Below are 629 nucleotides of genomic sequence, written 5' to 3' on the forward strand. Positions count from 1 at the left end.
TGCAGAGCGCGAGCGCCGACAGAGACCGGGTAGGTCGACTCGTGCGGGGCCGCCACTGCATCCGCGGCGTCCTCAAAATCTGTGGTGTCTGGATGCTTATCAGTCGACACACCAACACCTCTCTCACACTATGAAGCAGGTTGTGCCCCAACGTCGTCCGCGCCCTGATGCCCGGCAGCGTGTGATCGATACGCCAAGAACAAGCGAACCCCGGGTTCCTCGACGAGCTCGGTGACCTGCACGCTGACCAGTTCATCCCGGTCGCCCCAGCGGCGGGGAGACGGACCAACGTCGTAGGCGACCTCGACACCGCTACGCCACAGCCCAGCGAATCGGGCACTGCCGGCGAGTCGTCGAAGGAGCCGGGCTCCCTCCGGCGCGTCGCGGAAGCGACCCAACGCCGCACGTAGAGTCGCCACGAAGAACTGGGCGTCCTCCTCGGGACCCTGGCGACACGAATCGTCAGCCGAGGAGAATCGCCAGAAGGCGAGGTTGTTCTCGGCTCGGTCCAGGCCGGGAAACAGGCTCTGGAACTGCTGGTTGGCCGCCACAACATTCCACAGGGGATCGCAGAAGCCACAGGCAATCGCCCTGGCGTCCCAAGTCGCCAACTCTCCTCGGCGACCAGG

At 65.3% G+C, this 629-nt stretch carries 1 protein-coding gene; it reads right to left on the bottom strand.

Going from position 1 to position 629, the window contains the following annotated elements; genetic code table 11:
• Positions 1 to 128: 128 nt before the first annotated feature.
• A partial coding sequence (locus tag A5780_RS09895; protein WP_231982908.1) for a hypothetical protein occupies positions 129 to 629 on the bottom strand: 501 nt, incomplete at its 5' end.

The sequence above is a fragment of the Nocardia sp. 852002-20019_SCH5090214 genome, from assembly GCF_001665865.1.
Lineage (GTDB): Bacteria > Actinomycetota > Actinomycetes > Mycobacteriales > Mycobacteriaceae > Nocardia > Nocardia nova.